Origin of the sequence: Rhodococcus ruber NBRC 15591, from assembly GCF_001894945.1 — a bacterium.
Taxonomy (GTDB): Bacteria; Actinomycetota; Actinomycetes; order Mycobacteriales; family Mycobacteriaceae; genus Rhodococcus; species Rhodococcus ruber.
Genome location: NZ_BCXE01000054.1, coordinates 1 through 778, shown reverse-complemented (window position 1 = coordinate 778; position 778 = coordinate 1). Strand labels below are relative to the sequence as shown.

Here is a 778-nt window from a genome sequence, read left to right as displayed (position 1 = left end):
GGCGCGATTAGCTCAGCGGGAGAGCGCTTCCCTGACACGGAAGAGGTCACTGGTTCGATCCCAGTATCGCGCACCACGATCCACCCTTTCCACGCTGCACTCCGTCGCCCGGTCCCTCGGGCCGGGGAGTGCGCATGCGGATGTAGCGCAGCTGGTAGCGCATCACCTTGCCAAGGTGAGGGTCGCGGGTTCGAATCCCGTCATCCGCTCCACCCCCCGGTGTGCCACCCGGACGAGGTCGCCGGTACCGGTCGCCCACACCACTCGACGACGAAGGCCCTCCCGGTCGGGAGGGCCTTCGTCGTGTCACCGCTCCCTCAGCGGGAAGCGTGCAGCCGGTTGGCTCCCGCGATCATCGCGCGCAGTGCCGATTCGGTTCCGGTCGCCGCGGCACCCATGCTCCAGAGCCGGCGCCCGTCCGCCTCGCACAGCAGGAATGTCGTGTGGGTGTCGCCGAGGTCGAACTGGTGGAACGAGAGAATCTCGAGCGGCATCCCGAGGGTGTGCATCATGACGGTCATGGCGGACACCGGACCGGTGGCCGTCGCCGCCGCCGTGTGGATGGTCTCTCCCACGCCGAAAGTGGCCTCGAAGTTCCGCCGACCGGCGCACGGAGCCCCGGCCGACCAGCCACCGAGACGGACCGGCCCGTGCGGTGCATAGGTCGCGGTGAACTCGGTCCAGCTCGTGCCGAGCGCCTCGGCACGCAACTCGCGCGGCAGGGATCGTCCGTAGCGGGCGGCGAACGGATCGATCGGCGCCGAGTATGCGGTCTCCG

1 protein-coding gene and 2 tRNA genes are annotated in these 778 nt (G+C 69.4%); 2 read left to right on the top strand and 1 reads right to left on the bottom strand.

The window, feature by feature from the left end; translation table 11 throughout:
* The first annotated feature begins 1 nt into the window (after position 1).
* Both RR3_RS24460 and RR3_RS24455 read left to right on the top strand, forming a co-directional pair.
* Positions 2–76, top strand: a tRNA-Val gene (locus RR3_RS24460).
* A 60-nt stretch (positions 77–136) separates the two neighbouring features.
* Positions 137–212: transfer RNA gene (locus RR3_RS24455), tRNA-Gly, on the top strand.
* 105 nt (positions 213–317) lie between these two features.
* Here the strand turns inward: RR3_RS24455 and RR3_RS24450 are convergent.
* The coding region (locus RR3_RS24450; RefSeq protein ID WP_255325560.1) for a 2-isopropylmalate synthase at positions 318–778 on the bottom strand (461 nt) is incomplete at its 5' end.